The 23,663-nt window shown below is 60.2% G+C and carries 19 protein-coding genes, 2 tRNA genes and 1 pseudogene; 10 read left to right on the top strand and 12 right to left on the bottom strand.

The features are described from left to right. Window positions 1-9 precede the first annotated feature (9 nt). Window positions 10-525: a TIGR02652 family protein gene (locus NW838_RS01040; protein WP_011433824.1), complete on the bottom strand. Its 516-nt coding sequence runs from the start codon at window positions 523-525 to the stop codon at window positions 10-12. Between the two features lie 301 nt (window positions 526-826). Between NW838_RS01040 and rimP the strand changes: the two genes are divergently transcribed. From rimP to NW838_RS01055, 3 genes are all read left to right on the top strand, one after another. Continuing rightward, window positions 827-1,297, top strand: a complete 471-nt coding sequence (rimP, locus tag NW838_RS01045; RefSeq protein WP_011433822.1) for a ribosome maturation factor RimP — start codon at window positions 827-829, stop codon at window positions 1,295-1,297. Window positions 1,298-1,432: 135 nt separating this feature from the next. Then, window positions 1,433-2,806, top strand: coding sequence for a transcription termination factor NusA (gene nusA, locus NW838_RS01050; protein ID WP_414357475.1), 1,374 nt, complete (start codon window positions 1,433-1,435; stop codon window positions 2,804-2,806). A 293-nt stretch (window positions 2,807-3,099) separates the two neighbouring features. Further along, complete coding sequence (locus NW838_RS01055; protein ID WP_414357476.1) at window positions 3,100-4,716, top strand: B12-binding domain-containing radical SAM protein; 1,617 nt, start codon at window positions 3,100-3,102, stop codon at window positions 4,714-4,716. Window positions 4,717-4,722: 6 nt separating this feature from the next. Here the strand turns inward: NW838_RS01055 and NW838_RS01060 are convergent, their stop codons facing one another. Both NW838_RS01060 and NW838_RS01065 read right to left on the bottom strand, forming a co-directional pair. Continuing rightward, a complete protein-coding gene (locus tag NW838_RS01060) occupies window positions 4,723-5,241 on the bottom strand; it encodes an inorganic diphosphatase (protein ID WP_414357478.1) in 519 nt (172 codons plus the stop codon). A gap of 283 nt (window positions 5,242-5,524) precedes the next feature. Next, a tRNA-Asn gene (locus tag NW838_RS01065) sits at window positions 5,525-5,596 on the bottom strand. Window positions 5,597-5,820: 224 nt separating this feature from the next. Here NW838_RS01065 and yidC point away from each other — a divergent pair. The 4 genes from yidC (at window position 5,821) to NW838_RS01085 (ending at window position 9,184) form a co-directional block, all read left to right on the top strand. Continuing rightward, window positions 5,821-7,011, top strand: coding sequence for a membrane protein insertase YidC (gene yidC / locus NW838_RS01070; protein ID WP_414415855.1), 1,191 nt, complete (start codon window positions 5,821-5,823; stop codon window positions 7,009-7,011). A 70-nt stretch (window positions 7,012-7,081) separates the two neighbouring features. Beyond that, window positions 7,082-7,693, top strand: a complete 612-nt coding sequence (locus NW838_RS01075; RefSeq protein ID WP_414357370.1) for a protein jag — start codon at window positions 7,082-7,084, stop codon at window positions 7,691-7,693. An 82-nt stretch (window positions 7,694-7,775) separates the two neighbouring features. Next, window positions 7,776-8,264, top strand: a complete 489-nt coding sequence (locus NW838_RS01080) for a YceD family protein (protein WP_414357369.1) — start codon at window positions 7,776-7,778, stop codon at window positions 8,262-8,264. Window positions 8,265-8,272: 8 nt separating this feature from the next. Next, window positions 8,273-9,184, top strand: a complete 912-nt coding sequence (locus NW838_RS01085; RefSeq protein ID WP_414427325.1) for a homogentisate phytyltransferase — start codon at window positions 8,273-8,275, stop codon at window positions 9,182-9,184. Window positions 9,185-9,393: 209 nt separating this feature from the next. Here NW838_RS01085 and NW838_RS01090 read toward each other — a convergent pair whose 3' ends face one another. Further along, window positions 9,394-10,194, bottom strand: coding sequence for a photosystem II S4 domain protein (locus NW838_RS01090; protein ID WP_414427326.1), 801 nt, complete (start codon window positions 10,192-10,194; stop codon window positions 9,394-9,396). A gap of 68 nt (window positions 10,195-10,262) precedes the next feature. Between NW838_RS01090 and NW838_RS01095 the strand changes: the two genes are divergently transcribed. Further along, window positions 10,263-10,335, top strand: a tRNA-His gene (locus NW838_RS01095). A 309-nt stretch (window positions 10,336-10,644) separates the two neighbouring features. On the opposite strand, the gene NW838_RS01100 is transcribed toward NW838_RS01095, so the two are convergent. The 4 genes from NW838_RS01100 to NW838_RS01115 all read right to left on the bottom strand — a co-directional run bounded on the left by NW838_RS01100 (window position 10,645) and on the right by NW838_RS01115 (window position 16,324). Beyond that, a complete protein-coding gene (locus tag NW838_RS01100) occupies window positions 10,645-12,741 on the bottom strand; it encodes a hydantoinase/oxoprolinase family protein (RefSeq protein ID WP_414427327.1) in 2,097 nt (698 codons plus the stop codon). 14 nt (window positions 12,742-12,755) lie between these two features. Then, a complete protein-coding gene (locus NW838_RS01105; RefSeq protein ID WP_414357364.1) occupies window positions 12,756-14,006 on the bottom strand; it encodes an ATP-binding protein in 1,251 nt (416 codons plus the stop codon). Window positions 14,007-14,096: 90 nt separating this feature from the next. Next, window positions 14,097-14,387, bottom strand: a complete 291-nt coding sequence (locus NW838_RS01110; RefSeq protein ID WP_011433810.1) for a hypothetical protein — start codon at window positions 14,385-14,387, stop codon at window positions 14,097-14,099. A gap of 65 nt (window positions 14,388-14,452) precedes the next feature. Further along, window positions 14,453-16,324 (bottom strand): FAD-dependent oxidoreductase, encoded by a 1,872-nt coding sequence (locus NW838_RS01115; RefSeq protein ID WP_414427328.1) that lies wholly within the window; start codon window positions 16,322-16,324, stop codon window positions 14,453-14,455. Between the two features lie 88 nt (window positions 16,325-16,412). Between NW838_RS01115 and metG the strand changes: the two genes are divergently transcribed. Continuing rightward, window positions 16,413-17,969 (top strand): methionine--tRNA ligase, encoded by a 1,557-nt coding sequence (metG, locus tag NW838_RS01120; RefSeq protein WP_414427330.1) that lies wholly within the window; start codon window positions 16,413-16,415, stop codon window positions 17,967-17,969. Here the strand turns inward: metG and NW838_RS01125 are convergent. The 4 genes from NW838_RS01125 to NW838_RS01140 all read right to left on the bottom strand — a co-directional run bounded on the left by NW838_RS01125 (window position 17,966) and on the right by NW838_RS01140 (window position 22,819). After that, window positions 17,966-18,514: a hypothetical protein gene (locus NW838_RS01125; protein WP_011433807.1), complete on the bottom strand. Its 549-nt coding sequence runs from the start codon at window positions 18,512-18,514 to the stop codon at window positions 17,966-17,968. The two genes, metG and NW838_RS01125, sit on opposite strands and share 4 nt — an antisense overlap. Next, window positions 18,511-18,882, bottom strand: coding sequence for a YtxH domain-containing protein (locus NW838_RS01130; protein WP_011433806.1), 372 nt, complete (start codon window positions 18,880-18,882; stop codon window positions 18,511-18,513). The genes NW838_RS01125 and NW838_RS01130 overlap by 4 nt, the downstream gene beginning before the upstream one ends. Before the next feature lie 125 nt (window positions 18,883-19,007). Beyond that, window positions 19,008-21,413, bottom strand: a complete 2,406-nt coding sequence (priA, locus tag NW838_RS01135) for a primosomal protein N' (RefSeq protein WP_414427331.1) — start codon at window positions 21,411-21,413, stop codon at window positions 19,008-19,010. Between the two features lie 41 nt (window positions 21,414-21,454). Beyond that, complete coding sequence (locus tag NW838_RS01140) at window positions 21,455-22,819, bottom strand: hypothetical protein (protein ID WP_414427329.1); 1,365 nt, start codon at window positions 22,817-22,819, stop codon at window positions 21,455-21,457. Window positions 22,820-23,408: 589 nt separating this feature from the next. Here NW838_RS01140 and NW838_RS01145 point away from each other — a divergent pair. Further along, window positions 23,409-23,663 (top strand): annotated as a pseudogene (locus NW838_RS01145) (hypothetical protein); the annotation flags it as partial.

Raw genomic sequence — 23,663 nt, forward strand, 5'->3', positions numbered from 1 at the left:
TTCGCCTTTCTAATCACACAGTTGCAGACGGGATTGCGGCTGCCGCATGGCCGGGTCGATCTCGTAGGTCAGCTCAAAGTTGATCACCCGCCAGCGCTGAGGGGATCCACCCCTATCCTCTGGGATTTGGGAGCTGAAGCTGACGGGCAAGCCATAGAGGCGAGGTGGGCCAGGACGACGGTGGGATCCCTGCTCCAGATAAGGGGTGAGCAGCTGGCGGTAGCGCTCGGCCACGATCACCTGAGTGGCTCGCATTCCTTGCATGCGCAGCCGATCCAATTCTTCATGAATCTCAAAACGGATCCCATCGGCGTGGGTGTGCTGACGAAACCAGCGACCTTCCCAAAAGCGCCAGCGCCGTCCGGATTGCAGGTGTACCAGCTCCTCTTGTTCAGCATCCGCCTCAAATGCACCATGGCGAGGGCAGAGGTAGGTATCGGTCAGGGTGAGGGCCGCAATCGTTTGCCGACAGTGGGGGCACTGAATGCTGGGGCCGAAGATCGGGTAGGAAAAGGCAACAGTCATAGGAAACCCCACAAAACGCGGCTGGATATCTGGGCAAATCCGCAGTTGTCCACATTATAGATGTTGCCTTTTGGGGATCCCCATGACAAAACCGGAGGAGATCTTCTAAATTAGGAGGTAGGGGGGATGCGCTCGAAGTCTGTACTGATTCTGGGCGAGCCTCAAGGAGCTCCGCGATAGCAACGGGGAGTGGGTGGTACCCACTTCTTTGCTTTTTGAGGGGGCTTACTGTCCCCTTTGCCAGCTCCGGCTCAAAGGGGTTTGGATCTGGCGGCAACACCCGGTTGGTGACAAGTTGGTTATGGTTCACCCTCTTATTCCACAGTTGGAGAGCTTGGCCCGTCCCTTGGCCGCTCAACTGGGATACCAGTTGGTGCAGATGGTTTTCCACACCAACCAGCATCCGCCAGTTCTGCGGGTGGATATCCGCCCACTGGATCCCGACCGAGAAACCAGCCATGCCGATTGCGAAGCCATGAGCCAAGCCTTAGAAGTCGAGCTGGATCGGGTGGATCTGATCCCAGGCCAGTATGTGTTGGAGGTGTCCAGCCCTGGCATCAGCAACCTTCTCACCAGCGATCGCGACTTTGTGGTTTTCAAGGGATTCGCGGTGGAGGTGACCTTGGATCCACCCTACAAGGGCAAAGCCGTTTGGTCAGGACACCTGCTGGGTCGGGATGAGGAGAGGGTTGCCTTATCCCTCAAGGGGCGGCGAGTTCAGTTGCCCCGCGCTTCGGTGCAGCGGGTTGCCCTCTCATCGGAAACTGACTAGGAGACCGGAGATAGAGAGAGCGTTTGACCGCAGGTGGTGCGGCCCTCCCTTCGCATCAGAGATGCGGGTTCAGTTCCCGCTGGGGAGCAATAGCAACAGCAAGTTTCACGAAGTTTGTGCAGGAGGACAGTGGTTATGGCGATGGTGCCTCTGCCGGGTTTGGCGGAAATGGTGGAGATGATCTCGCGGGAGCGCAACTTGCCCCGCCATGTGGTCACCGATGCTCTGCGAGAGGCGCTGCTCAAGGGCTACGAACGCTACCGCAAAACCATCCAGCGAGATGTGGTCTTTGCAGAAGACCACTTCCGCAATTTCGATGTGGAGTTGGATGTGGAGGCAGGAGGCTTTCGCGTTTTGGCCACCAAAGCCATCGTTGAGCAGGTGCAAAACCCCGACCATGAGATCTCTCTGTACGATGTGCAGCAGGATTACCCAGAAGCCGAAGTAGGCTGGGAAGTCACAGATGATGTCACCCCACAACAGGCGGAATTTGGCCGCATGGCGGCCATCCAAACCAAGCAGGTGCTGGCGCAAAAGTTACGGGATCAGCAGCGCCGTCTGATTCAGGAAGAGTTCCGCGATCTGGAAAAAACCGTACTGCAGGCACGGGTGCTGCGCACCGAGCGGCAGACGGTGATCATGTCGGTATCCAGCGGTTTCGGACAACCTGAGGTGGAAGCAGAACTGCCCAAGAAGGAACAGCTGGCCAGCGATCGCTACACTCCCAACGCGGTGATGAAGGTCTATCTCAAGAAAGTCTATGAGGGATCCCGGCGGGGGCCACAGCTTTTGGTTTCCCGGGCCGATGCTGGCTTGGTGGTGAACCTGTTTGCCAACGAGGTGCCAGAAATTGAAGAGGATATCGTGCGGATTGTGGCAGTGGCGCGGGAGGCCAACCCCCCTTCCCGAAATGTGGGGCCACGTACCAAGATTGCGGTCGATACGGTGGAGCGGGACGTGGATCCAGTGGGGGCCTGTATTGGCGCGAGGGGATCCCGGATTCAGGCGGTGGTAGCAGAGCTGCGCAACGAGAAAATCGATGTCATCCGCTGGTCGCCGGATCCTGCCACCTACATTGCCAACGCCCTCAGCCCGGCCAAGGTGGTGGAGGTGCGGCTAGTGGATCCGGAAATCCAGCAAGCTCATGTGTTGGTCAACAGCGACCAGCTCAGTTTGGCCATTGGCAAAGAGGGGCAAAATGTGCGCCTGGCAGCCCGCCTCACCGGTTGGAAAATCGACATCAAGGAAGTGGAGAGCTACCGCGCAGCGCTGGAGGAGGCCCAAGCGCAAGGGTTGCCCTATCCCTTCATCACTCCGGCGGCACTGGAGCGCTTCCAGCGGCGGGCAGAGCGGGCTGCTTTGGGCCTAGAGGATGAGGAATACGAAGAAAAGCGCCGCCTGGAGGAAGAGGAGCTGGCGGGGGACGATAGGCTGGAGGAAGACTGGGCTGACGAGGACGAGGACTTCGACTACGACGCCGAGTTCGACATTGCCCAGCCGAAGGGGTAATGATATACGCTCTACCCTCACTTTGCCCGTACACTTTGCTCGTAGAGGGCGGCTTCTGCCGGAAGTCTGGGCTTTGGAATGAGTTTTGCTGCAGGGGATCGCGGTTGCACCGAGACCGCAATGGCGCATGTGGGGTTTTCCTGCCTGCTTGGGCAGAACTGCCCTGTTCCGGCAATCTGCATTGGTGAAAGATGCTAGCTTTTGTTAGCATGCAGGAGCCAAAAAAGTTCGGCAGGCAAATCAAAACTCTTCCGAGCCAGAACCCAAACCTCAATCCAACACAGCGGGATCCCTTGGCTAGTTCAGAGTTTGCCCTGGAGCAGTTGCTCTTTGCCCCGGCCACGCCTGACCCCGACGCAGTGCGGGTAATCTACGCCTTCCCCAACACCTACGCAGTGGGGATCACCAGCCTGGGCTATCAAGTCATCTGGAGTCTGCTGGCCAGCCGCCGAGATGTGGCCGTCTCCCGCCTCTTTACGGATCTGGCTGAACCCCTGCCCCGGGAGCCGGAGCTGTTCGGCTTTTCCCTATCCTGGGAGCTGGATTATGTCCATATCCTGGCTCTGCTGGAACGGCACGGGATCCCTCCCAGATCTGAGGAGCGGGAAGAAGCCCACCCCTTGGTCTTTGGCGGCGGCCCGGTACTGACAGCCAACCCTGAGCCCTTTGCCGAGTTTTTTGACCTGATCTTGCTGGGGGATGGGGAAGGTCTTCTGGAGAAGATGATTGAGATCTATCGGCAGGTGCGCCAGGGATCCCGGGCTGAGAAATTGCAGGCGCTAGCGCAGGTGCCAGGGATCTATGTGCCCGGCTTGTATGAACCCCAATACCGGGAGCCCGACGGCCCGGTGGAGAAGGTGCTCCCCAAAGTGGCCGGGATCCCTAGCTCCATTCGCAAACACACCTTCCGCGGCAACACCCTCTCGGTTTCCACAGTAGTCACCCCCAAAGCGGCTTGGGAGAGCATCTACATGGTGGAGGTGGTGCGCAGTTGCCCGGAGATGTGTCGGTTTTGCCTGGCCAGCTATCTCACCCTGCCTTTCCGGGTGGCGGATGTGGAGGGGCATTTGATCCCGGCGGTGGAGCGGGGGCTGCAGGTTACCCAGCGGATTGGGTTGCTGGGGGCTTCGGTAACCCAACACCCGCAATTCGAGCAGTTGCTGGAGCACTTGGCCCAGGATCGCTTCGAGCAGGTGCGTCTCAGTTTGGCCTCGGTGCGCACGGCTACCGTAACTCCACGTCTTGCGCAGGTGCTCTCCTGCCGGGGCAGCCAGTCCATTACGGTGGCCATCGAAAGTGGCTCAGAACAACTGCGCCAGATCATCAACAAGAAGTTAAGCAACCCGGAAATCTTGGCAGCAGCAGCCCACGCCCAGGCTGGAGGTCTGAAGGGCATTAAGTTCTACGGCATGGTGGGGATCCCGGCGGAAACCCAGGCGGATTTGGAGGCCACAGTGGATCTTTTCCAAGAGCTCAAAAAAGCGGCTCCCGGCCTGCGCCTGACGCTGGGTTGCAGCACCTTTGTGCCCAAAGCCCACACCCCTTTTCAGTGGCACGGGGTGGATCCCAAAGCCGAGAAAAAACTGCAGTTTTTCCAGAAACATCTGCGTCCCCTGGGGGTGGAGTTGCGCCCGGAAAGCTATAGCTGGTCCGTGATCCAGGCCCTCATCTCGCGAGGGGATCGGCGGGTGGGAAAGGTCTTGCAGTTGGCGCGGGACTTTGGCGAATCTTTGGGGAGCTACCGGCGGGCTTTCAAAGAGCTTAAAGGGCAACTGCCGCCCCTAGACTACTACGTGCACAGCCACTGGGATCCAGCGGATCCCTTGCCTTGGCAACACATCGAAGGGCCCCTCACCCTGGAGCGACTGTTGCAACATCGCCAGGAAGCTCTTTCTGTTCGTATCTCTTGAAAATACCTATTTGGGTTGTTTGCAAGCTGCGATGCTGCTGGCAATAATCGCCTCGGTTTCGGCCAAGCCTTTCCAGCCCAAGATCTGGGTTTCTTTCTTTTCCAGGCGCTTGTAGGTGGCGAAAAACTCCGCGATCTCATCCAGGCGGTGCTGGGCGATGTCTTCCAGCTTGGTCACCGAAGCATAGCGGGGATCCTTAGCAGGCACACACAGCAGCTTCTCATCGGGATCCCCGCCATCGATCATCTGCAACATGCCCAAGGGTCGCACCGTGACCACACACCCTGGGAAAGTGGGCTGATCCATGATCACCAAGCCATCCAAGGGATCCCCATCCCCGGCCAGCGTATTGGGCACAAAGCCGTAGTCGTAAGGGTACTGCACCGAGGAATAGAGCACCCGATCCAGCGCCATCGCTGCCATGTCTTTGTCGAACTCATACTTGTTTTTGCTGCCGCCGGGAATCTCAATCAAGATGTTGAGCAGGCCGGGCTTGGGTTGGGCAGGGATCCGCGACAGGTCGATCACAGCAAGCACCCTCGGATTGGGAATAGACAGCCAGAGGGTATTCTGACATACTCCTTGCCCCAAAGGACAGAGACTCTTGACACTTGCCGGGAACAGGCGGGACGAAACCCTTAGCCGCCTTCACATTGCTTCACATTATTTTCTCCACGTCTGGCTTAGCGTCGCATCTTCCTCGACGAGATGGGAGACTGGGTTTTCTCTCCCCCTTTCCCTCAGCAGGCCCAGAGCCGCCTGGAAGGATAGGGTTCCGGATCCGGCTTCCTTGATTGGCTCAGACATACTCCCCGGGCAAGATTCGAACTTGCGACCAATCGGTTAACAGCCGACCGCTCTACCGCTGAGCTACCGAGGATCAAGCGTTTCTCATCATAGGGGAAGAAAGGACTGCTAGGCAACTGCCGGCGGGGGGTTCTTGTTGGGCCTTGGGATCCCTGTTCAGTGGAGCGGGCTTGATTTTGCTCAATTGCTCGCCTTTCTCAGGTCTATCTGACGGATCCAGGGGACAAACCCTGAAAACGCCCTCGTCAACCGAACGGAAGCCATTACAATGGTTACGGACATTTGCCAGCGCCCCTCATGGACTTCGGAGTCGGATTTCTCTCCAACAACGTCATGCTGCCGATCCTGGATTTTTTCTATGGGATCGTGCCCAGCTATGGACTGGCCATTATCTTCCTGACGTTGGTGATCCGCTTTGCCCTCTACCCGCTCAATGTGGGATCCATCCGCAACATGCGGCGCATGAAGGTGATCAGCCCGGTGATGCAGCGGCGGATGCGAGAACTCCAGGAGAAATACCGAGACGACCCGCAGAAGCTTCGGGAAGCCCAGGCCAAGCTTTACAGCGAGCTGGGGGCCAATCCCTTGGGGGGCTGCCTGCCACTGCTCATTCAAATGCCAGTGCTGTTTGCCCTGTTTGCCACCCTGCGGGGCTCCCCCTTTGCAGCGGTGACCTACGATGTCAACTTGCAGATCCTGCCGGCGGAAATGGCGGCTGAGGTGGTGCCCGCCCCCTACGTCAGCCCCAGCAAGAACATTTTTGTCACCGACTCTCTTCACAAGCCGGTGGTGCTGGTGGAACCCAAAGGCACCAAAGTTGCCGTTGGGGAGGAGGTGCAATTTCTGCTTCAAGGGCCGGGGGGCAAGCCTTTTGAGCAATTGGTGGCCGAAGCGGGTGGGGATCCCAATCTGTTACAGCCCACCTGGAAGATCACCAAAGGGGAAGATCGTGCCCAGATCAAGCCGGATGGCACCTTGCTGGCTCTGCAGCCGGGGGATGTGACCGTGCAGGTGTCCATTCCCGGTTTGGCCTCTGACACCGGCTTTCTGTTCATCGACAAGTTGGGCCGTGTGGGGGCCTTCGACGAAGATGGCACCATCCACTGGGATATCATCGCCATGATCGTCATCTTTGGGGTGTCCATTTACCTGAACCAGTACCTAACCAATGCCGGACAGGATACCGGCAAAGAGGATCCCAGCCAAAGTTCCATGGCTCGGATCACCCCTGTGCTGTTCTCGGCGATGTTCCTGTTCTTCCCTCTGCCGGCAGGGGTTTTGCTCTACATCCTTGTCTCTAATATCTTCCAAACGGTGCAGACTTTCCTGCTCTCGCGGGAGCCGTTGCCGGAGAACTTGCAGCAATTGGTGGAAGAGGAGCGTCGTCGGGCTGCCCAGACGATAACGGTGGAGGCCAAGGAAGTGGAGAAATCGACCAAGCCCAGAGCAGCCAAGGAGGGACGGGAATCCTTGCCCTTTGAGCCCTAGGGGATCCTCGCTGTTGGGGTGGACTTGTGGTGGAGTGTTGATACCTCTTCAAAGTTGGAAGCTGCCCAGGATGAGCCGTCCTAAGTCTTCTACGGGATCTGCTGCTAAGAAATCTGAGGGAACCGTTGCCCCTTCGCCAAACAAGTCCACCTTTGCGGCCAATCAAGAGCGAGCCAGGCAGTGGTTACAGCAGGTGCTGGCGGCTATGGGGATCCCAGCGGTGGTGCGGGTGGTGGGGGAGGTGCTGGAAATTGAGGCAGACTCTTTGACCCCAGCTCAGAAGCGGCTGCTGTTGGCGAAAGCCCCCCCCTTGCCCTCTCCATCTTCCAGAGATTCCCCTCAAGAGGAGGATCGCTCCCCCGTGGTGCTGGATGCGTTGCAGTACCTGGCCAACACCCTTCTCAACCTGAACCAGCCGGAAGACCAGCAGCAGCCCTACATTTTGGATTTGGACGGCTATCGGCAGCGGCGTTTGCAGGAGCTGAAGGTTTTGGTTGCCGCTGCTGTGGAAAAGGTGAGGGCCACTGGCCGGGAATACGAGTTTCCCGATCTCTCGGCTGCCGAGCGTCGGCAAATTCATACTCTCTTGAATGACCCTGCCTATGCCGATCTGGAAACCTTTAGCCGTGGCAAAGAGCCTGACCGGCGTCTGGTCATTCGTCGGGTGTCTTCCCCATCTTAAGAAGTTTGGACGAGCAACTTGGCTCTCTGGCTACGGTGACGACAGGGATCCCTGCTACCCAAAACGCGTGAAGGGGGGCGCAATGTTAAGGCCAATTCGTCTATCCGATCTGCGGCAGATGCCGGATCAAACCCAAGAATTGCAGTTCAGGCAGTTTTTTTCGGGCTTTGAGAGCTTGACCCCTGTCGAGGGATCCCTGGAAGTCAGCCATCGGGGCCACTTTCTTGAGGTGAGTGCTGAAGCTCGTACCATTGTCACCCTCACCTGCCACCGCTGCCTACAGCAGTTCAACCACCGGCTGCACCTGGAAGTTGAGGAGATCATTTTGATTCGGGATCCCGAACCTCTCCCCTTGGAGCTGGAATTGCAAGACGAAGAAGATCTGCTGGAGAGCCTGCCCCCCAATGGTGAGCTGGATGTCGAAGACTGGATGTACCAGCACCTGCATTTGGAGATGCCCCGCCAGTTGCCCTGCCGTCCCGACTGTCCGGGTATTGCGGTGGAATCTCCCGCACCGGAGGTGGATCCCCGCTGGGCAGCCCTAGCTTCTCTCCTGGAAGACTCTCCCTAGCTTTTTTGATGTTGCGCCCACAAGTTCTCTGGCGTTTTGCTCGACCCCACACCGTCTACGGCACCAGCGCCAGCGTGGTGGGCCTCTACCTGTTGGCGGGGTTTGTGGCTGCCGGATCCCTGCAACCGGTTCTCTCGGCGCTGCCCCAGTTGGTCTGGGCTTGGGCGGCCTGTCTGGCGGCCAATGTCTACATCGTCGGCTTGAATCAACTGACGGATGTTGAAATCGACCGCATCAACAAGCCCCATTTGCCCTTAGCTGCTGGATCCCTGAGTTGGCGACAGGGGGTGGGGATCGTCGTGGGTTGTGGGGTGGCGTCCGTCCTACTGGCCATGGCCGGGATCCCTTATCTGCTGCTGACGGTGCTTTTGAGCAATGGGATCGGCACGGCCTATTCGTTGCCCCCCTTGCGGTTGAAGCGTTTTCCGCTGGCGGCCTCGGCTTGCATCTACAGCGTGCGCGGCTTGATCGTCAATTTGGGCCTTTACAGCCATTTTCAGCAGGTGATGCAGGGAAGGGTCGAGCTTTCAGCCCCGATTGTTTGGCTGACGGGGTTTATGTCGATTTTTGGGCTGGTGATCGCCCTTTTCAAAGATATTCCCGACATGGAGGGGGATCGCCAGTTTGCCATTGCCACCTTCTCGCTGCGCTTTGGGCCAGGGCGGATCTCAAGGTTTTGCATTAGCATTTTGGCCTTGTGCTATCTGGGATTTATCGGGGTGGGGATCTCTTTTCTCCTTGCGGGCAACGGCCTCTGGCTGTTGGTGAGCCATGTGTTGGGGCTGGGGATCCTCTTGGGCTATGGTGTTCATCTGGATCTCAACCGCCGAGATGCGATCGTTGGCTATTATCAACTGATCTGGAAGTTGTTTTACTTGGAGTATTTGCTTTATCCCTGGGCCTTTTTCTCTTTTTTCTAGAGCATTTCTTGAAGCTGCAGTCGCTTCAAATTAGGGTGGACACCTGAGCTACTGATCGCGCCAGCGGGACGGAGTCCTTGAAAAGACTTCTGGCCCTATGCATTATTGCTCTACAACACTGACGCGACCAACGTTTCGGGTGTGGGCACAGTATCCTAGTTTGAACCAAAATGAGCATAACGATCTCCCAAAACTCAGGCAAGAAAAACCTAGAGATACCGCGTCATTTGCACTCGAAAGCGGCCTTTTTTCGTTTCGGCTACCTCTTCGATTTGCAGCCGACCACGACCGCGAATGGCAATCCAATCCTGAGGGCCAACGGTGTAGCTGGCTTGGGTAATGGGCTTCCAATTGACCCGCACTTCCCCCCGTTGGATTTCTTCCACCATCTTGCTGCGGGAGATGCCAAACCCGGCTGAGGCTACCGCATCCAGGCGCAAAGAGGCTTCCACGCTGGTGATGGATTTGACGCGGGGGGGCTGAATGTTCAACTGGCTCAGGGGGATCCGACCTACTTTGACAGGCACTGTGCGCACCTGCGTCAGGTTTAGGGCGAGGTAGTCCACCATTTCGGGCACAACGATGGCCTGGGCGCCTGAGTCTCCCAACACAAGGATGTCTCCCACTTTCTCGCGGGCGATGCCGGCTCCCAAAAGGGCTCCCAGAAAATCGCGGTGGGTAGCCGGGTCGAAGAGAAAGTTGCCCTGAATCTGAATGGCGGCCAATGGGATCCCTTCTTGGTCGGGCTTGGGATCCCGGACATCTAGGCCCACCTCAGAGCGAGCTAGGGCCAAGCGCTGGCGCTCTGCTTGAGGGTACCCTCCCCAAGCCCACACTTGCAGTTCGGTCAAGTTGCGCAGCCGAGCTTGCACCTCCGCTATTTCGGGTGGGGAAAGGAAGTCGCTCCAGACCACTTGCCAGGTCTTGAGGGCTTGCTCTCCCAAATCCAAGACCCGTGCCAAGGTTTCTCGATACTCTGCCCCTTGCAACAAATCGGCTCTGGGTAGCATTTGGGGTGCTTCGACCTCTGTGGTTCAGTCCCGTTTTTCCCATGCTAAGCTAGATAGCCGGAATCGCGGCGGGCGTAGCCAAGCGGTTAAGGCAGAGGATTGTGGATCCTCCATTCGTGGGTTCGAGTCCCATCGTCCGCCCTTGAGGGAAATCGCGAAAATCCAGTCAGGGCAAGGGCTGCAGAGGCCAGTCCATCTATCTAGACCCTGCCCAATGAAAACAAGCAACACCCCATCTGGACGCAAAAATCGTGAAGGTATTCGTCAAGGTGATCTGGAGCACCTGCCTCTCCCTCTCAAAACAAGCTCTGCTGTGGTCTTTCAGGTTAGGGTGAGCTTCTGGCCCCCTGCATTATTGCTCCGCAACGCCGACGCGAGCAACGTTTTGGGTGTGGGCACAGTATCCTAGTTTGAATCGAAATGACCATGACGCTCTGCTTGCGGATGGACTCACCAGGACTTTGTCCCGCTATCGCGAACACAGCTCAAGATTAGGGTTCCCACTTCGTCAATGACACCTGTCCAACCGGCTTCGATCACCGCCGTTGCCTCCGGCATCTCGACAATTGCCGGCCCGCGCAGTTGAAACCCCACATCCATGCGCTGCCGATCGTAGACCGGCACCGAGCACATCCTGCCCCCAAACCATGCCTCTCGCCGACCCTTGAGGGGATCCCCTGGCAAAGGGTGGGGTGCAGTCAAAGGCACGGTGGGTAGGGCCTGCACCGCCTGTAGACGCAACTGAATCACCTCCACCGGCTGGGCCAAATCCTGCCATCCATAGCGTTGTCGGTGGGCCTGGTGAAACTGTTGCTCCAGATGAGGAATCGGATCTGACAACTGCACCGGGATCTCCAACTCAAAAGACTGGCCGCGATAGCGCAAGTCCAAGCTGAAGTGCAGCGCCGGATCCTGCAGATCGGCTTGGGCCTGGCGGATCAGGGGTTCTGCCCATTGGGCCAGCAGGGATCCCCCTGAAGCGGACGTGAGCTGCCGCAGAGGTTGGAGGATGGCCCGCCGATAGTCTCGCCGCAGATCTGCCAAAGCCATTCCCAGCGCCGAGAGCACCCCACAGGCAGCCGGGATCAAGATCGTGCGGATGCCCAGCTCTTCTGCCAAAGCACAGGCATGCATGGGCCCGGCTCCGCCGAAGGCCAACAGGGCAAAATCGGCGGGATCCAAACCCCGCTCCACGCTGATCACCCGCAAGGCCCGCGACATGGCGACATTCGCCAAGGTGCGAATGCCAACGGCAGTTTCCTGCAAGCTCAAGCCCAAGGGATCCGCCAGCGTGGCAATAGCCTGTTCCGCTAGCCCCTGCCGTAGCTGCACCGAGTCGCCCAGCCGACCGCCATCCGGCAGGTACCCCAGCCAGAGGTTGGCATCGGTAACCGTCGGAGCCCTTCCCCCCCGACCGTAGCAGGCCGGCCCGGGGTTGGATCCGGCACTCTCTGGCCCCACCTGAAGCCCACCGCCGGGCAGCAAATGGGCCAGGGATCCGCCGCCGGCACTGACGGTGTGGATATCAATTTGGGGCTGTTGCACGGGCAAGCCGCACACCACTGCTGCAGGAGTAACCTGGGGGATCCCATCTTGGATCAAGGCCACATCCGTGCTGGTTCCCCCCATGTCGAAGCTGAGCAAGTGGGGGTAGCCACTCAGGCGACCCAGATAGGCCGCCCCATAAACCCCGCCTGCCGGCCCTGAGAGCAAAGCCACCGAAGCATGGGCCGCCGCCTGAGGGATGGAGGTCACCCCGCCGGAAGACTGCATGATCAACGGTTGGGGGATCCCTCGCTCCCGACATCCTTGGGCCAAGCGGTGCAGGTAGCCCGCCAGTGCCGGGCTGAGGTAGGCATCGATGGCGGTGGTGCTGAAGCGCTCGTATTCGCGGAACTCCGGCGCCACCTCGCAAGACAGGGAAAGGTGCAGATCGGGAAAAGCCTGCCGCAAGGCCGTCCCCAGCCGCTGTTCGTGCTCCGGGTAGAGAAAAGAAAACAAAAACCCCACCCCAATAGCGCGGATCCCATCCCGCTGCACCCGTTCCCCCACCTCCTGCACCACCCGCCGGATTTCGGCATCGGTGAGCGGCTCCAACACTCCGCCCGCGCTGCAGCGCTCCTTCACCTCCAGGCAATGGTGGCGGGGCACCACTGGCTCCGGCTTGGGCTGTGTCAGGTCATACAGAGAGGGGCGGTTTTGACGGGCAATGGCCAGCACATCCCGAAAGCCCGCCGTGGTCAAAAACAGGGTGGGGGATCCCTTGCGCTCCAGCAGCGCGTTGGTGGCCACCGTCATGCCATGGCAGAACAGGTCAACCCGGAGCTCTCCTTGGAGCGCCCCCAGCTTGTCCAGCGCCGCAAAGACTCCCTCCTCAGGGCTGGGGGTAGACAGCACCTTCGCCGTCTGAATCTGGCCGTCGCGCAGGAGCACCAGATCGGTAAAGGTGCCCCCCACATCGATCCCCAGGCGGGCCAAGCCTCGGCTTGCTTCCGTCTGATCCAGATTGGCCGGATCGATGTTGCTACCCAACGCTGACGCGACCATGGCTTCTATCGCTTCTATAGTCCATCGCTGTCCTTCACCAGCCCTGCCCGAACTGCATCCAAAAACTGACGGGCAGTGCGACCGGAAAAGCCGTTTTGCTGTTGTGCCCAGATCAGGGCCTGGCGGCGCAGGACATCCAAAGATTGGGTGAAACCTAGCCGCTGCGCCAGGTGTTCTACGGTTGCCAGGTAATCGCCTTGGGTGAAGGGAGTGAAGGTGAGGGTGAGGCCGAAGCGATCCCGCAGCGACAGCTTTTCCTGTACGGTATCCCAGGCGTGAACTTCTTGATCTTGGGGATTGGGTCGGTCGCCGAAAAACTCGCGGATGAGATGGCGGCGGTTGCTGGTGGCATAAAGACGCACGTTGAGGGGCGGCGCGACGAGATCTCCCTCCAGGAGCACCTTGAGCTGCTTAAACTCGGTTTCCTCTGCCTCAAAGGAGAGATCATCCACAAACAAGATAAAAGGCAACACCTGCGCCCGCAGCTCTGCCAAAATCTCCGGCAACTGAACCAAGTCAGTTCGTCGCAGCTCCAATAGGCGCAACCCCTGCGGGCCGTAGCGGCGCAACAACGCCTTCACCAGAGAAGACTTGCCGGTGCCCCGCGCCCCGTAGAGCAACACATGCAGGGCCGGATCTCCCCGCAGCAGCGCTTCGGTGTTGGCCGCCAACTGCCGTTTCTGCCGTTCGTAGCTGTAAATCTCCTCCCAGTCAGGCAGATCGGGAGCAGGGATCCCTTCTAGCCCTGCTGGCCCCCAGCGAAAGGCCCAGTAGCGAGCACAGATTCCCACCCCTTCTCGGCGATAGTGGGCAATCAAGTCCTCCAGGCTCAGGCCCCAATCGGCAAAAGGGCGGGGATCCCAGCCGAAGCTGCTGTTGTTTTCATCCGGCCAGGGGATCCCCAACCCCAACGCCTGCATCTGCTCGGCAATGGTCTCCTGACTGTCCGCTAGGGTTTGCAGACAGCGCAGGTCGTGGCGGGCAGCCTGCATAAGAGGCTCTGGGATCCCTTGGGGCTGCAGCGCTGCACGGGCAAAGGGGTTATCGGCCCAGCGGATCTCCCGGATCAGCCACTCCCGCCAGCTCAGGCCCTGCCGGGCCAAAAGCTCAAACCAGCGCCCGTAGGCCGCCCAGCAAGGCAAGGGATCCCCACTCATCAACTGCTGGATTAGCTCCTGCCAGGCTAGGGCTAGGGGGTGGGTGCAGATGTCCCGGAATACCAGCAGCTTGGCCGCTGCTTCTGCTGCTTCTTGGAGGGGGGTCATCGCTTGAAGCCGCTCTAACTTGGCGTTGCTTATCCGCTCCCTAGGGGAGGAGACTGGGGGTAGTTGCGTTAACAACACGGAGCGCTTGAGTTACCTGGCATTGTCCCGCCGGCCCAGTTCATAGAGGCCTCCGCCGACGCAGGCGATCAGGCCGCAGGAGACGGCCCAGCTTTTGCCCAAGGAGATCTCCGTCAGGGCTACCACCAAGCCTGCTGCCAGCAAAAAGGGAAGGGTGCTCAGCAAGGAAGCCAAAGCTCCACTGGGATCCCATAGCAATTGCTTTTCCCAGCTCTCCTGCAGCTTTTGATGCAGCGGCGAAAACCCCCACATTAGCCCTAAGCCCCACAGAGCCGTGGCGGCCCATAAAGAGGGGCGAAGCATCTCCCAGCCCACAAGTCCAACCCCAACGGGATCCACCGGTCAACTCCCAACCCTGCCTTTCTAGGCTAGCGGGATTGGGCCCAATCGGTGGCAGTGATGGTGGTGCCAGGAAATTGAATGGGGTTGCCCAAGCTCTGGATTTGGTCCTGGAGAGCTGGCAACAGCCGCAAATCCAAAAGCGGCTCCTCCACGATCTCTGCCGGGATCAGATCCCGTTCTAGGGCAAAGTGGGCCGTGTGGCCGGCGGCGGTGCCAATGGCCCATTCCACCGGATGCACCCGGTAGGAGGCACTGGCAATGCGGCTGGTGGCGATATTTTTGTTGCCGGCTAGCAGATTGTCAATGCGCTGGGGGATCAGAGCCCGCAGGGGAATCTGGTAGGGGTAGCTGGGCGCTTGCGAGTCTTTATTGTTGCTGGGAGGCAGCGAAAAATCCGGCAGCAGGCAATCGTGAAAGTCGATGGGGTACTGGCCCACCCCCACTGAGTCGTAGAAGATAAAGGGGCGACCACGATTCAACTCCGATTCCCGCGTGGTGATGTCCGACTCGTAGATGGTAAATCCTTCTGGGTAGGAGAGGCTGGGCCGACCAATGATGCGCCGCGACTCGCGGATATAAGGGTACTTGGAGAGGCCGCTGGCAGTTCCCATGGGGGTATTGGGCCCCCGTAGGTAGGCATAGCGCAAGTAGAAGTCTTTTTGAAAGTTGGGATCCTCCTGTTGCAGGAGAAAATCCGTCCTTCCCGCCACCAGCCAGTAGAAAAAGCCCTTGGCATGCTGCTCAGCTCGCCGCAGGGCTTCCACCCGCAAGCCCCCCATCCAGCCGCCGGGATCCAGTTGGCCTGAGGCTTGCAGTTGCTCGTGGGTGAGAATCAGGTTCATCTCCGGCCCGGTGATGCGCCAGTCGTTGCCCCAGGTCCAGTTCTGCATGGATTGATCCCCCACCCGAATGGCCTCTTCCCCAAAGCCAAACACCTGCCCCCGGATGCGGCGGTAGGTGAAGATCAGCGCAAAGTTGAAGCGAGGGTGTTCGTAACTGTAGTAGGGGCCGTGCAGGGGATCGTTGTAGAACTCCGGCTTGACCGGCACCTGCGGCACGGGGAAGCGCTCCATGACAAAGGTGTAGGTGAAGCCCTGGGTACAGTAGGGATCCACGTAGGGCTTGGAGCTGGGTTCCCAGCGGCTTTGGCCATCAGTTCCCAGGCGGTAGGGCACCCGCGCCAAGGGCAGCAGCTCGCCGGTTTCAGTAGCGTCGATCACCACCCAGGGCAGGGTTTTGTCTTGGCGTTCTGGCGGCGGCTCAAAGCGCAGGATCTCCTTGTCCCAGTCCTCGGTGGGTTCTAGACGATAAAAATCGAGAAAGTAGCTGGAGAGATCCCCTCGATTCTCTGGCTGGACGCCGGCGTGTTTGGGGATGTTGCGGATGGCCTGCACACTGCGGATCTGAGAGTCTTTGATCTCCAAATCCTTCACTACCGTCTCGGTGAACAGCCGCAACTGCCCCGACTGCAGATAGGGATCCAACATCTCCCGAATCACCTGGTGGCCCACCTGAGGGGAAAAGCAGAGCACGCTCACCCAGCATTTGCCCGGATTGGGATCCCCGCCGTATTTTTCCCGTACCCGCCGGCGAAACTCGCTGTAGCCTTTGGGGAAGATGTCATTTTCTCGCTGCAGGGGTCGCTCGTCCAAAGCGGAGACTCCCTGGGCGCTCACCTGCCCCCCGATCCAATCGGTGATCTCCGTCATGCACACCTGCCGGCCCAGTTGCAGCGCGTCATAGGCCGCCGCCACCCCCCCCAGCCCACCCCCGGCAATGAAGATCTCACAGGGGATGCGGGTTTCCGGCAAGGGCTGGGCCAGAGCCGCTCCGGCGCCCAGGATCCCTGCTCCCAAGGCTACCCTGCTCCACCCCGGAAGGTTAACCTGAAGTTTCATCGAATGAGCCTCTCCCCACCCACGCTCTGGCTTAGCCTTTTGGACTTTCCGGCAACCTCTATCATGGGAGAAAGCCTTGCGGATGCTCATGCCGGATTCCACCTTTGTCATCACCACCCCCATCTACTACGTCAACGCCGCTCCCCACATCGGCAGCGCCTACACCACCCTGGTGGCGGATGCCATTGCCCGTTACCACCGCCTGCGGGGCAAGGATGTGCTGATGGTGACGGGAACTGACGAGCACGGCCAGAAGATCCAGCGCACCGCCGAAGAGCGCGGCATTCCCCCTCAGCAGCACTGTGACGAGATTGCGGCTCAGTTTGCCCAGCTTTGGCAGTTGCTAGACATCCGCTACGACCGCTTTATCCGCACCACCAACCCTCGCCACAAAGCCATTGTGCGGGAGTTTTTTCAGCGGGTTTGGGATCAGGGGGATATTTTCGTTGGGCGGCAGCAGGGGTGGTACTGCGTTGCCTGCGAAGAGTTTAAAGACGAGGCGGAGCTGCTAGAAGGTGGGTTTTGCCCTCTGCACCCCACCAAGAAAGTGGAGTGGAAAGATGAAGAAAACTACTTTTTTCGCCTCTCCCGCTACCAGGAAAAGCTGGAAGCCCTCTATGCCGAGCAGCCGGAGTTTATCCAACCAGAAAGCCGCCGCAATGAGGTGATTAACTTTGTCAAGCAGGGCCTGCGGGACTTTTCCATCTCTCGCCCTAGTGTCTCCTGGGGGATCCCCTTCCCGGCAGATCCCGGCCAAACCCTTTATGTTTGGTTTGATGCCCTCATCAACTACATCAGTGCTGCTTTGGATCCTGACGACGAGCCCACCTTGGCAAATGCCCTACGCCGCTACTGGCCTGCGGATGTCCACCTGGTGGGCAAGGATATTGTCCGCTTTCATGCCATCTACTGGCCGGCTATGCTCATGTCGGCCGGTCTGCCCCTGCCCAAGCAGGTGTTTGGCCACGGCTTTCTCACCAAGGATGGCCTCAAGATGAGCAAAAGCTTGGGGAACACGGTGGATCCCTTTGAGCTGGTGCAGCAATACGGCGCCGATGCCGTGCGCTACTACTTTCTGACGGAAATCGAGCTGGGCAAGGATGGCGATTTTAGCGAGGGCCGCTTTATTGACGTGCTCAACGCCGATCTGGCCAACGATCTGGGCAATCTGCTCAACCGCACCCTCACCATGCTCAAGAAATATCAACCGGACTACCGCATTCCCGCAGTTGGGATCCCGGCTGACCACCCTCTCAAAACCTTGGCCGAGACCCTTGCCCCTCTGGTGGCCGCGGCCTACGAGGGGATGGATCCCGGCTCTGCCGCCCGCAAGGCCCTCAGCTTGGCCCAGGCCAGCAACAAATACCTAGATGAGCAGGCTCCTTGGACGCTGCACAAGCAAGGGCAAAACGAACGGGTGGCCCAGATCCTCTATGCCGTTCTGGAAAGTGTGCGCTGGGTGGCAGTCCTGCTCTCCCCCCTCATTCCCGCTCTCAGCCTCAAGATCCTGCAGCAGCTGGGGTTCTCCCTCGCCGACACCCTGCAACTGCGCTGGGATCCCGATGCGACTTGGGGCCAGCTTCCCCCCGGGCAAGAGCCCCAGCCTCCTACGCCTGTCTTTCAGAAGATCCTGAGGAACGCCTAGGGATTGGCGATGTCCGGTCGGGAAGATTGGGCAGCGGCTTGGGATCCCTCTGGTGTGGCTCCGCCGGCAAAAGGGCGGTCACCTCCCAGGGGAAGTGTTGATGAAGCAGCGGAGAAAGAACGGTTGGATGGGTCGGATGGGCGCAGCCGCGGGTTGTGAATCGCGCCAGTGGTGGGGGGCACTTCGCCGGACAGCGTCTGCCAGGCTGCCCGTACCCCTGCCCAAAAGCTGCGGATATTGACTTGGGCGCCCTGGGCTTGGGTGCGTGCTCCTTCGATGGAGCGGTTGACCTGCTTCACCACTTGCCCAGCCCCTTTCACCCCTTCGTCGAGGCTGTCGGCAATCTCGCTCACTTCCAGGCTGGTCAGGCGCAGGGCCTCCAGCGTGGGCGGCAATTCCCGCAGCAGCGTGTCGAAAAAGCGCTCCACGCTCTGGGCAGCTCGACCCAGTTGAATGACGGCAGGTAGTAGGGTCAGGATCACTGCCAAAATGCCCACTGCTACCAGGCCTACCGAGAGGCCGAGCCAAAAGACCGGGTCGTTCATCCCGCCGCCTCCTCCCCATCCCGAGCTTCTAGGTCAGCTTCTTCCCCGCCAAAGGGACGCGAGTTCTGGGCTTGGAGCAGCTCCCTTCGCTTCTGCAACATGGCTTCTTTGCCCACCGCCACTGCCTGCTGCAGCCGCAGCAGAGCCTCATCCAAACTGCGTTGGGCAGCGTCGAACAACTTTTCCGATTGATATTGCAGACTGCTGGTCACATCTTCTGCCACCTCTGGCAGGGCCTCTGCCGATTTCTTCAGCAGTCGCCGCGTCTCCCGTCCGCTGCGGGGAGCCAAGAGCAGGCCAATGGCGGTGCCCACAGCAGTTCCCAGCAACAGCCCACCAATAAACGCGCCAGTCCGGTTTTCAGCCATGCTTTGCCAGAGTTGAGTTGGATACGGGTGGCCCCGAAACCAGACTACCTTAAGATCTCGCGGGAAGATCTCGCGGGAAGATCTCGCGGGATCGGCGGGCTTGCCGCGCGCCGGGTCAACTGTTCCTAGAGAATCCGCAGGGGATCCACATCCAGGCTGACGCGGATCCCTTGGGGGGGATGGCCAATTGCGGCCTGGATCTGCGCAGCCAGCTTCGGGCGATCCCAATCTTGGTCGGGCAGTTGCTTCAGCAGGATCTGCCAGCGGTAGCGTCCGGCAACCCGCTCCACCTGAGCTGGCCCCGGCCCCAACACCTCTGCTGGGATCCCCTGTAGGCGTTCGGCCACCCGATGGCAATAACGCTCCAGGGCTTCCAGGCGGGTGCTGCTCAAGCGGATCAAAATCAAAGCTCGGTGGGGAGGATAGCCCCCCTCTCGCCGTTGTTGCAGTTCTGCCCGCAAGAAGCCCTCGTAATCTTGGGCCAGCACCGCCCTCAAAATTGGGTGCTCCGGCAGATAGGTCTGGACAATCGCCCGTCCCGGCAGGGATCCCCGGCCCGAGCGCCCCGCCACTTGGGTGAGCAGTTGAAAGCTGCGCTCGCCGGCGCGATAGTCGGCTTGGTGCAACAGCCCATCGGCGGCCATCACGCCCACCAAGGTCACCTGGGGAATGTCCAACCCTTTGGTGAGCATTTGCGTGCCCACCAGCACCTGGGCCTTGCCGCTGCGAAACTGCTCCAGCAAATCGCGATGGGATCCCTTGCGGCGGGTGGCGTCGCTGTCGTAGCGCAAAATCGAGAGCTGGGGCCAATGCTGGTGCAGCACTTCCACCACTTTTTGGGTGCCGGTGCCGAAGTGCTTCAGGTAGGGGGATCCACAGGCGGGGCAGCGCTGCGGATGGGGTTGGCGGGCGCCGCAGTAGTGGCAGCGCAGTTCCTGCCCGCCGAGATGGGCCAGATGAAAGGTGAGAGAAACATCACAATGCTCGCAGGTGAGGACAAACCCGCAGCTACGGCACAAGACGAAGGTGCTGTGGCCGCGGCGGGGGACAAAGAGAATGGCCTGTTCCCCTCTGTCCAGCGTCTGCTGCAGGGCCTGGTGTAGACGGCGGCTGAGGATGCTGCGGTTGCCGGCTTGGAGCTCCTGGCGCATGTCCACCAGCTCCAGTTGGGGCAGGGTGGCCGGGATCCCAGCTTGGGGGATGCGCTGCGGCAGGGCCAGCCGGATCCACCGCTGCGGATCCTGCAGATGGGCGGCATAGGTTTCCACCGCTGGGGTTGCACTGCCCAGGACCAGGGGACAACCGGCCAGCTCGGCCCGCCACTCGGCCACCTGACGGGCGTGGTAGCAGGGCTGGGGCTGATCCTGCTTGAAGCTGTCGTCGTGCTCTTCGTCCAAGACGATCAGGCCCAGCTTGGACAAGGGGGCAAACACCGCCGAGCGGGTGCCGATCACCACTTGGGGGGTGGAGGACAGCATCTGCCGCCAGGTGTCGTAGCGCTCGCCTTCCGAGAGGCCGCTGTGGTAGGCCCACACCTGGGATCCCAGCCGCGCCCGAAACCGATCCATCAGTTGCGGGGTAAGGCCGATCTCGGGCACCAGCACCAGCGCCGACCGTCCTTGCTGCAGCACCTGGGCGATCACCTGCAGGTACACTTCCGTTTTCCCAGAACCGGTGACCCCGTGCAGCAAAAACCGCTGGAACCGGCCCAAAGCTTGCCGGATCGCCTCTACCGCCTGGGCCTGGGCGGCCGTCAAGGGCCTGGGCGGATCCCGCCACCCCGGCAGGCTGGCATCTCCCAGCCGCAGCAGTGGGCGCTCGTAGAGGTGGACACGGCCTTTGCGGGCCAACCCCTGCAGAACCGCTCGGCTCACTCCTGCCAGGCGCTCCCACTCGGCGAGCAGCAGCTCTCCCCCCTTCTGCTTGAGGATCTGCAGCGCCTTCTGCTGAGGGAGGCTCAGCCCCTCTGGGGAGTCGTCGGCCAGACTGGCGGCCAGCTGGGTTTTCACCCTGCCCCCCTGTTGCTCCTGCCAAAAGCTCTCCACCCAACCCCGTCGCTGCAGTTCCCGCAGGGCGAGGGCGGCAGTGGGCACCTGCTGTTGCACATAGCGCCAAGACAGCTCTCCCCCTTTGGCCTGAAGCAGCTGCAGCTGGGTTTGGGCAGCCGGCGAACATTCCTCCCCTTCGGCAGGGAGCCTGAGCAAGCGGACACGCCGCTGAGAACGGCTGAGCAAGCCGGGGGGCAATACCGTGCGCACCACCTGGGCCAGAGGGGTGAGGTAATAGTCGGCCACCCGCTGCAGCAGGGGCCAGAATTCTTTGGGCAGGATCCCTTTGGCCACCACCGCCTCGATCTCCCGCACCGACTGCGGATCCACCCCTGCCGGCAGCTCGGAGCGCCAACCCAAGGCCACTGCCCCCGCCATTTGCTGACCAAAGGGTACGCTGAGCAGGTCGCCCGCTTCTGGCGCGGATCCCTCTGGCACACGATAGGTAAAGCAACCCCCCAAATGGGGATGATCCACCCACACTTCCAGCCAGCGGGGAGGAACAGGCTGCAACACGGGATCCCTCACGGACGGGGCAGAAACCTCGGCAGATCGACCGCCCGCTTGCTGGCCCGAGACGGTAGAGGTTGGGCCAGGGGCTGAATTGTAGGCTTGGCAGCAGGGGTTGGAGACAGAGCCTGGCCAAGGGACTCTGTTCGCGTGAGGGCGCTGGAGGTATCGGCCCGAGGTGGGACATCCAAGCCTTTGCGTTCCAAAGCCGCCTTCAAGCTCAGCACATGCATCTGCTGCTGCTCGTATTTTTCTCGGAGAGAGCGGTTTTCTTCCCACAGGGCAGCACGCTCCCCTTGCAGGGCTTTGATCTGCTCTGCTTGCTTCTCCAGTTGCGTGGACAAGGTTGCAATTTCTTCTTGCAGATGGAGAATGGTTGCCTGCGCAGAGCGCAACTGTGGCTGCCAGTCGGGTTGGGCGGCCAACTGCTCCAAGGCAGCCTGCAACTGCCGCTCCATGGCGGAGAGATGCTGCTGGGCTTGGGCGTACTGTTCCTGCAGATGGCGGTGCTCTTGCTGCCAACGGGTAACTTCCGCCTGGGCTTGAGAGAGGGCCACTTGCAGCGCTTCGGCCTGGGCCTGCCACTGCTGTTGAAGCTGCTGCTGCTCCCGGGATCCCTGGCGCAGATGCTCCTGCTGAGCTTGCAAAGCCGCCAATTGAGCTTGGGCTTCGGCCAGGGCTGCTTCTAGCTCTTGCCGTTGTTCCCGCCAGCGCTGCTCGGCCTCGGCTTCCGTCTCGGCATAGCCCGCCAAACGGGCCTCGAGGTGTTCCCGTTGCTCCTGCCAGGCTGCCTGTTGGTCGCTGTACAAAGCTCGCAGGCTGCTCAGCTCCGCTTGAGTTTCGGCAATTTGAGTGCGGGCCAGAGAAAGCTCTGCCTTAAAGCGTTGCAGCATTTCCACCCGCTTTTCCGCCACATCCTGGGCTTCCAGCAGAGAGGCCTGCAGCTCCTGCTGGCGCTGTTCCCATTGACGGCGCTCCTGAGCGTGGGCCAAGCGTAGCTGCTCAATCTGCTCCTGCAGGGCCTCGATATCCTGCCGCTGCCGTTCATTTAAGCGTTGCCGAGCAGCAAGCTGAGCTTCCTGATCCGAGATCTGGACTTTCTGAGCCGCCAAAGTCTGCTGCAACTGTTGCAAGAGATGCTCCCGCTCCTGCAGCGCCTTCTCTTGTTCGGCCACCTTCTGGTGCAAAGCCTGCAGTTGTTCCTGAAGAACTCGCCGCTCTTGGAGCTCGGCTTCGGCTTTGAGCAGACGGCTCTCCAAGGGCTGTTGCTGCCTCAGGGCCAAATGGCGCTCCGTGCTGGGATCCGGTTCGGATGCTGAACAGCCCGCATGAGTCTCTGAAAGGATGGGATCCGAGTCACCTGAAGAGGGAGCACACATAGATTGAAGGAGAGATGAAGAAGCGGGAGCAAATGATAAAGTTCCCTGCAGTATAGAGAGATTTTTGGGCGGGTTCAAGCCAGAAGGGTGATCTTGTAAAATCTCCTGCTGCTCCGCACGGCGCGGAGTGCTATCGGCCTGTTTTGGCCGCGCTCTTGCTTCTGAGGTTCCCAAATCCCCGGACTGGGCAGAAGGGCTTGGCTTACTTTTTTTCGGCCGCGAGGCCCGATCCCGACCGGAAGAGGTCTCCCCTTGCTTGGGCGTGCTCTGAGAGTCTGCCACCTTGCCCCCTTTCATCGCCCACAACACCCACCCCCGCCATCACGGACAGATGGCCCCACCATTCTAAACTGAGTCTAAATCTAAATCGACTCGGTCTCAATCCAAGCGTCTCTGCTGAGTGTAGAGGAGTCCCGCCCGTGCTCGGAGCTCCTGGCAGACGCAGGTCGGCCTCATCGTTGCAGGGGCAAATGCGAGGACTCGCTTCCACTGGCCCGAACAGGGCAGCCAGCGAGCCTGCGGAAAACCGTCTTATCTTTGTCCTTCATTTTGCGATACTGCTAGGGGTGATGTTGAGAATGACCGCACGATGGCGATGCAAAATGGAGCCAGGGATCCGCTTCAACTTCCTCAACAGCAGACGGGCTCGGCGGGATCCCAGTTGAACCTTGCCTGTTCTGCCCCCTGTGGCCTACTGTTGAGCCTGCTCTGGGCTGTCCCTGCTCTTGCTCAGCCGGAATCTCCCAGCTCTGCTGCCTTTGCTCTGCCCACCAGCCGCCAAAGCCTCGCGGGGGGCGGGGCGGGGGGGGGGGGGGCGGGGGGGGGGGGCGGGGGGGGGGGGGGG

This window comes from Synechococcus sp. R55.2, assembly GCF_047462075.1.
Classification (GTDB): Bacteria; Cyanobacteriota; Cyanobacteriia; order Thermostichales; family Thermostichaceae; genus Thermostichus.

What these genes read in the sequence shown, in the direction of transcription:
- NW838_RS01115 (WP_414427328.1), bottom strand. Translation starts at nt 16,324, where the DNA reads ATGAAACTTCAGGTTAACCTTCCGGGGTGGAGCAGGGTAGCCTTGGGA.
- rimP (WP_011433822.1), top strand. Translation starts at nt 827, where the DNA reads ATGGTTCACCCTCTTATTCCACAGTTGGAGAGCTTGGCCCGTCCCTTG.
- metG (WP_414427330.1), top strand. Translation starts at nt 16,413, where the DNA reads ATGCCGGATTCCACCTTTGTCATCACCACCCCCATCTACTACGTCAAC.
- NW838_RS01100 (WP_414427327.1), bottom strand. Translation starts at nt 12,741, where the DNA reads ATGGTCGCGTCAGCGTTGGGTAGCAACATCGATCCGGCCAATCTGGAT.
- NW838_RS01040 (WP_011433824.1), bottom strand. Translation starts at nt 525, where the DNA reads ATGACTGTTGCCTTTTCCTACCCGATCTTCGGCCCCAGCATTCAGTGC.
- NW838_RS01075 (WP_414357370.1), top strand. Translation starts at nt 7,082, where the DNA reads ATGAGCCGTCCTAAGTCTTCTACGGGATCTGCTGCTAAGAAATCTGAG.
- NW838_RS01080 (WP_414357369.1), top strand. Translation starts at nt 7,776, where the DNA reads ATGTTAAGGCCAATTCGTCTATCCGATCTGCGGCAGATGCCGGATCAA.
- NW838_RS01105 (WP_414357364.1), bottom strand. Translation starts at nt 14,006, where the DNA reads ATGACCCCCCTCCAAGAAGCAGCAGAAGCAGCGGCCAAGCTGCTGGTA.
- nusA (WP_414357475.1), top strand. Translation starts at nt 1,433, where the DNA reads ATGGCGATGGTGCCTCTGCCGGGTTTGGCGGAAATGGTGGAGATGATC.
- NW838_RS01125 (WP_011433807.1), bottom strand. Translation starts at nt 18,514, where the DNA reads ATGAACGACCCGGTCTTTTGGCTCGGCCTCTCGGTAGGCCTGGTAGCA.
- NW838_RS01090 (WP_414427326.1), bottom strand. Translation starts at nt 10,194, where the DNA reads ATGCTACCCAGAGCCGATTTGTTGCAAGGGGCAGAGTATCGAGAAACC.
- NW838_RS01140 (WP_414427329.1), bottom strand. Translation starts at nt 22,819, where the DNA reads ATGTGTGCTCCCTCTTCAGGTGACTCGGATCCCATCCTTTCAGAGACT.
- NW838_RS01085 (WP_414427325.1), top strand. Translation starts at nt 8,273, where the DNA reads ATGTTGCGCCCACAAGTTCTCTGGCGTTTTGCTCGACCCCACACCGTC.
- NW838_RS01130 (WP_011433806.1), bottom strand. Translation starts at nt 18,882, where the DNA reads ATGGCTGAAAACCGGACTGGCGCGTTTATTGGTGGGCTGTTGCTGGGA.
- NW838_RS01110 (WP_011433810.1), bottom strand. Translation starts at nt 14,387, where the DNA reads ATGCTTCGCCCCTCTTTATGGGCCGCCACGGCTCTGTGGGGCTTAGGG.
- yidC (WP_414415855.1), top strand. Translation starts at nt 5,821, where the DNA reads ATGGACTTCGGAGTCGGATTTCTCTCCAACAACGTCATGCTGCCGATC.